This is a genomic window from Psychromonas sp. (genome assembly GCF_047632995.1).
In the GTDB taxonomy this organism is placed as follows: Bacteria; Pseudomonadota; Gammaproteobacteria; order Enterobacterales; family Psychromonadaceae; genus Psychromonas.
Window position 1 is genome coordinate 1 of record NZ_JBLIEK010000183.1, and the last position, 5090, is coordinate 5090.

8 protein-coding genes are annotated in these 5090 nt (G+C 34.6%); 4 read left to right on the forward strand and 4 right to left on the reverse strand.

Annotation, left to right across the window (positions count from 1 at the left end; translation table 11 throughout):
• The coding region (locus tag ACJAT7_RS17720; RefSeq protein ID WP_415228125.1) for a BsuBI/PstI family type II restriction endonuclease at positions 1-318 on the forward strand (318 nt) is incomplete at its 5' end.
• A gap of 97 nt (positions 319-415) precedes the next feature.
• On the opposite strand, the gene ACJAT7_RS17725 is transcribed toward ACJAT7_RS17720, so the two are convergent.
• Complete coding sequence (locus ACJAT7_RS17725) at positions 416-1183, reverse strand: MAE_28990/MAE_18760 family HEPN-like nuclease (protein WP_415228126.1); 768 nt, start codon at positions 1181-1183, stop codon at positions 416-418.
• A gap of 7 nt (positions 1184-1190) precedes the next feature.
• Positions 1191-2288 carry a DUF262 domain-containing protein gene (locus ACJAT7_RS17730; protein ID WP_415228127.1) on the reverse strand — a complete coding sequence of 366 codons (1098 nt, stop codon included), beginning with the start codon at positions 2286-2288 and terminating at the stop codon, positions 1191-1193.
• A 726-nt stretch (positions 2289-3014) separates the two neighbouring features.
• On the opposite strand from ACJAT7_RS17730, the gene ACJAT7_RS17735 reads away from it, so the two are divergent.
• Entirely contained in the window at positions 3015-3230 is a 216-nt protein-coding gene (locus ACJAT7_RS17735) for a hypothetical protein (protein WP_415228128.1), read from the forward strand.
• A 45-nt stretch (positions 3231-3275) separates the two neighbouring features.
• On the opposite strand, the gene ACJAT7_RS17740 is transcribed toward ACJAT7_RS17735, so the two are convergent.
• Positions 3276-3506 carry a helix-turn-helix transcriptional regulator gene (locus ACJAT7_RS17740; protein WP_415228129.1) on the reverse strand — a complete coding sequence of 77 codons (231 nt, stop codon included), beginning with the start codon at positions 3504-3506 and terminating at the stop codon, positions 3276-3278.
• 281 nt (positions 3507-3787) lie between these two features.
• Positions 3788-4420 carry a LexA family protein gene (locus ACJAT7_RS17745; protein WP_415228130.1) on the reverse strand — a complete coding sequence of 211 codons (633 nt, stop codon included), beginning with the start codon at positions 4418-4420 and terminating at the stop codon, positions 3788-3790.
• Between the two features lie 74 nt (positions 4421-4494).
• Between ACJAT7_RS17745 and ACJAT7_RS17750 the strand changes: the two genes are divergently transcribed.
• Both ACJAT7_RS17750 and ACJAT7_RS17755 read left to right on the forward strand, forming a co-directional pair.
• The gene (locus ACJAT7_RS17750; RefSeq protein WP_415228131.1) at positions 4495-4683 is read left to right on the forward strand and encodes a Cro/CI family transcriptional regulator; all 189 of its coding nucleotides are present in this window, start codon (positions 4495-4497) and stop codon (positions 4681-4683) included.
• Positions 4684-4793: 110 nt separating this feature from the next.
• A partial coding sequence (locus ACJAT7_RS17755; protein ID WP_415228132.1) for a phage regulatory CII family protein occupies positions 4794-5090 on the forward strand: 297 nt, incomplete at its 3' end.

A 5090-nucleotide genomic window follows, 5' to 3' on the forward strand; every position in this document is an offset into this window, starting at 1 on the left:
CGTTTAGCTAAGCTTGGCGTTACAGTTGATCGTAAGGGGAAATTGCCAGATGTAGTGTTGTATTGGCCAGAGCGTGATTGGCTCCTATTAATCGAATCAGTTACAAGTCATGGACCAGTTGACGGCAAAAGGCATGGAGAGTTAGCAAAACTTTTTGAAAATGCAAAGCCAGGTCTTGTGTACGTTACAGCATTCCCGGATAGAAAAATTATGGGTAAATACCTCCCCTACATTAGCTGGGAGACTGAAGTTTGGATGTCAGAGGCTCCTACGCATATGATTCATTTCAATGGTGATCGATTTTTAGGACCACACTAAGAAAATCAAAACGCAATGGTTTACATAGTGATAAATTATGAGTTGTCCCACTGCTGTTAAAGGGTAACCCAATGGCACCGTACCGCGGTGCTATTGGCTAATTTTCAATTGATAATATTTCTATCATTTTTTTTGTTAAAACTTCATTCCGTGCTGTATGCCTTGTGGGAATAAGGTTTAGATTTGAAAATAAATAAAATTTATTCTCGGCATAGTGCTGCAATTCATCTTTTACATGATCCATTAATAGGAAAATAAACTCTTTAAGAGTTTTTATATTTTCTATGTCTAGATTAAATCCTATTGAATCAGGATCTACTTTAGTCCCATGGCCAATTGCATTTCTTTGGTTTAATAGTTCTTCATCAATATATTTTTCTCTTGTTTCTATCATTGAAACTGTGCCAATTCCAACAATCTCTAAAAATGAATTCAATATTTTCAAGTTTAAATTATCTTTTGTATTAATGAATTCTTTGTTTTTTTCTTCAATAATATCACTAGGTACTTTAAACTTTTTATTATGAGAAGAATGAATCTTGTTAATTAAACTAATTTCATTTATAAGGGTTAGGGCTCCATTAGATTTATAAACTTCATTGACCATTCCCTTTAGATTAATAGCTTCGAAATTTTTGGTTAAAAGTTTTAATTTTATGTTTTTATCAGAGATGTGAATCAAATATTGTTTGCAAGCATTTTTAATATAACCTTCCCAATGAGAATATAATAATAGAATTGATGACTTAACAATGATTAGATTATTATCATTGTTATGTAAAAACATAAGCTTAGTGATTTCTTTTTTGCGCCAACTTAAATCACTATCTAAGTGTTGAATTAATTTATCTAATGTTAGATTCATAATTAGGCTATTTAAAATAGTTGCGAGAGAATTCAGTTAACCCTTTGAATCGTTTAATAGCTTTATTACCATGCTTAAGGAGTTCTATAACTTCGTTTTCTTGATATATTTTTATTATTTTATCTTTTAGAGTTTTTTTACCTAATTGTTCAACATTGTCAATGTTATATGCAATGCCAGAGCTAAGCATTTCAAAAACTGATACATTAAATGCACCTGTAAAATCTTTTTTATAGTTATCATATTTAAGAAATACAGATTCACCAAGTGTATTTCTTAATGTATCAAATGTTCTTCTAAAAACATTTGAAAAATCATTAACGTCAGCATTGTTAATTAAGTTGACTGTTTCTTTATCAATAAACTCAGATAGAACTATTTTGCTAAAAGAGCCATGAGATTTGTATTGTACAATATCAGCGTAACCAATAAACATGCGTAAGATTAATTCCATATGGAATTCTTTATCAAAATTATGATCTTTCAATTTTAAACATTCTTTAAAGTTTGGATAATCTTTTAGTGTGTTTATTGCTTCATAAAAATCAGTGGAGAGCATTAGTATTAAGCAATTTCTAACTTCTTGATCTTCTAAAACAGTACCGCCAGTATTCAAACGTTGGAATAATTCATACTGAGCCTCATCACTATTTTGAGTCAAAATGATATTAATTTTAATTTTGGATTTTTTAAATTCACGCTGAGTTTCGATTGGAAGGTCGGTCCACTTTTTTCCTTCTAGTGAGGGAATGTATTTACAATATGTCATTTTTAAAGGGGCAGTATCTTTTAAAACCCCAGTTAGCTGAAATATCGTTGATAAACGTTGTACGCCATCAACAACATGCCAAGTCCCATCTGGTTTTTGAGCTACAAAAACTTCTGGAATAGGTATACCTATAAGGATCGATTCAATGAGTTTCGTTTTTTGTCTATCTTCCCAACGAAATAAACGTTGGAAAGCTGGATCTAGCCTGATCTCGCCATCTCTATATAAATTTAGAACTTCTCCAATTGACATTGGATAACCATCTGTTTTGATCGAGTGCCTTGCTTTTTCTAATTCGGATTTAATGTTAATTTGATTTTTAGTTAATTCGCTCATGAATTATTTTGCCTTATTATTTGTTCATTTCCATAGCCACACGACTATCAAATTTGATGTTATATATTCTGCCAGCTTAATAGTTGAAACATTAAATTGATTGCTAGCTTTTTATTTGTTCAGTGATGAAGTTCATATTTAAAATAATCCTATCTTAAATACCAAGCAATACATTACTGTTATAAAAAACAGAGCGTTTAGGATACCATAAAGTTTAATGTCTAAAGTACTGCTAGTCGATTGATCGAATTAAGCAATAAATCAAAAAGGCAGAATGTTGGTGATGTAATTCTTTTTATTGCAGGTGTATGCTGATCCTAGAGCTCTCTGTGGACTTTTTTATTATAAAAATAGTTAAGCTTTGTCTTTTGCGTAAAAACGTAAGTCTAAATCATCTTAATTTAAGTGCCTAGGCCACAGACACTGTTTGCCCCTTCCTACTTTCAACAAACTTCAAGACATCTTTTAATTGGTACTTTGGTGCGCCGTTACCGTAAAGAAAAGCTTTAGGGGATACTTCTGAAATTTTTTTTTGGTATTGTTTGTTGGCTGAAACAGGTGCTGACGACGCCTATTAATTTGTGGCGTCCATTAACGTTAAGAAGATGTTTTCATCCTAGATATATGATGTATTTTGTAGGAGCTGTTATCATAAACCGCATTTGATTTTATTTGTTTTTGAAATATTGACTAGACTAACTTTACCTATAACCAATAAGTTAAAATATGAAAAAATACATATATCCAAGTTTGGTGGCCTTTCTTAGTGGAGTTTCGGTACTTCTTTCTGTTTATATAGTTTACCAATCTAACGATGTGGCTCATTATAAAAAGTTATATTTTGAGACTGATAAAATATTGGAAGCTCACTTAGGGGATATGCACTATGATAGTGATGGCGAAGTGGTTATTGTAGTTCATAGTGAGCAAAGCTCTAAATAAGCTCAAGTCTTGCGTTATAAGGTAAGATCTTGAGCCTAGCGTGTGTTAACAAGCTGCCACAGCCTGCTCTTTCCTGCTTTCAATAAATTTCAATACATCTTTTAATTGGTACTTTGGAGCACCGTTACCGTAAAGGCGAATCGGTGGAGCTATTTCTAAAAAGTTTGTGTGTGGCACTATTTTCTGGCTGAAATAGGTGCGTCCTACACCCAGTAATTTCGATATCTCATTGACGTTAATAAGTCGCTCTTGTCCATATTCATCTCTTGTTTTCATTTTAGTATCCTTCATTTTTATCACCGTTTTTTACAGGTTCGCTGTTACGAGTTGTTTTAATGTGTTTGGTTTCGCTAGTAAATGTAAGTTAACTTACATTGCATTGCAAGTTTTATTTAGTAAGTAATCTAACATTTGTTTTTTGCTGATGAAAAATAGTGAGGTTTATCACTTTATTGATCGGATCTTTTTAATTATTTATTTGGGGAGGGATAGCAAAGGGAACTGATTTTTGGCAAACAAAAAGGGCGGTTAAGCCCTTTTGTGGTAATTTTTCTGTTCTAGAAAAGTCTTCCGGCAAATATCACAACCCCCACTATGGTGCAGTTGCCGTTGATCGGTTGGATAGGCGTTGGCCATGCAGGGTTGGCGGCCTTTAAAAACTTATGCCCACCTTCAATAATAAGCTGCTTGAATGTTGCTTCATTTTCATCATCTAACCTTGCAATAATATATTTGCCATTAATGGGCTGCACATCGGGGTCAACAAAAATCAGTTCACCTTCGTTAAAGGTAGGACTCATACTCATGCCCTGCACTTTTAATAGGAAGGTTTTGTTACTGCATTTGACCGGACAGGGATAATGAATGGCGTCAGCAGCATGGATTTCGTGAATAGATGACCAATCACCCGCCTGCACCCAAGAGATAACTGGATATAAACCTTGTAGTTCAGGGCCTGCTATCACGTTATTGACGTCTAAAGGTGGGCTGCTTTTCCCATGCAAAAGCCAATCTGGTTCACAATTTAGCGCTTTAGCCAAGGCAATTAAATTACTGCCCCTGGGTGCATTATCGTCATTTTCCCATTGAGTCACTGAAGCAGAGGAAACGCCAACAGACTTGGCAACAGCCGCCTGCGTGAGTTTCTTCTCTTTTCTTCGCTCTCGAATTCTATTACCTAATGTTTTCATGTTAGAAAGCTTACATTAGCTTGACATTAGTTACCTAACAAAATAAAGTTAGAAAACTTACAAATGGAGTCGGTATGAAAAAATCAACAGCAATTACTTATTTTGGTAACGCAACAAACTTGGCAAAAGCAATTGGCATTAATCCCTCCGCTGTATACCAGTGGCCTGAAAAAATTCCACGTGGTCGTGCATTTGAACTTCAACATTTAACAAACGGAGAGCTCAAAGTTGATTTGAATGAGTTTGCGCCAACTGCTGAATGATAACGGGTGGTAGCCATCAAATGCGATTACTTGGTGTCAGCCAGTTACACATTGATCTACCCATCATATTCATTTTTGTTCCTTTAACTTCTTAACATTGAGTATCAACTATGGAAGGTATTACAACAACGTGCAATTTCCGTGAGGTCGCACTCAATGCCATAAACGAGGCGTGTTGTGCATTTTCTGAAAGCGAGAACATGCTGGCAATCTCTGCTAATACGGGGATTAAACCTTCGCAACTGCGTAATAAGTTAAACCCATCACAGACGCACAAGCTTTCTGTTGATGATCTGTTATTGATAACCAAAGAGAGCGGCAACTACTGCATCGTGAATAGCCTGCTGTTAAACCTCGATATGGTTGCTGTCAAAGTTGATCGCAATTCCACAGATGAAACATTAGTT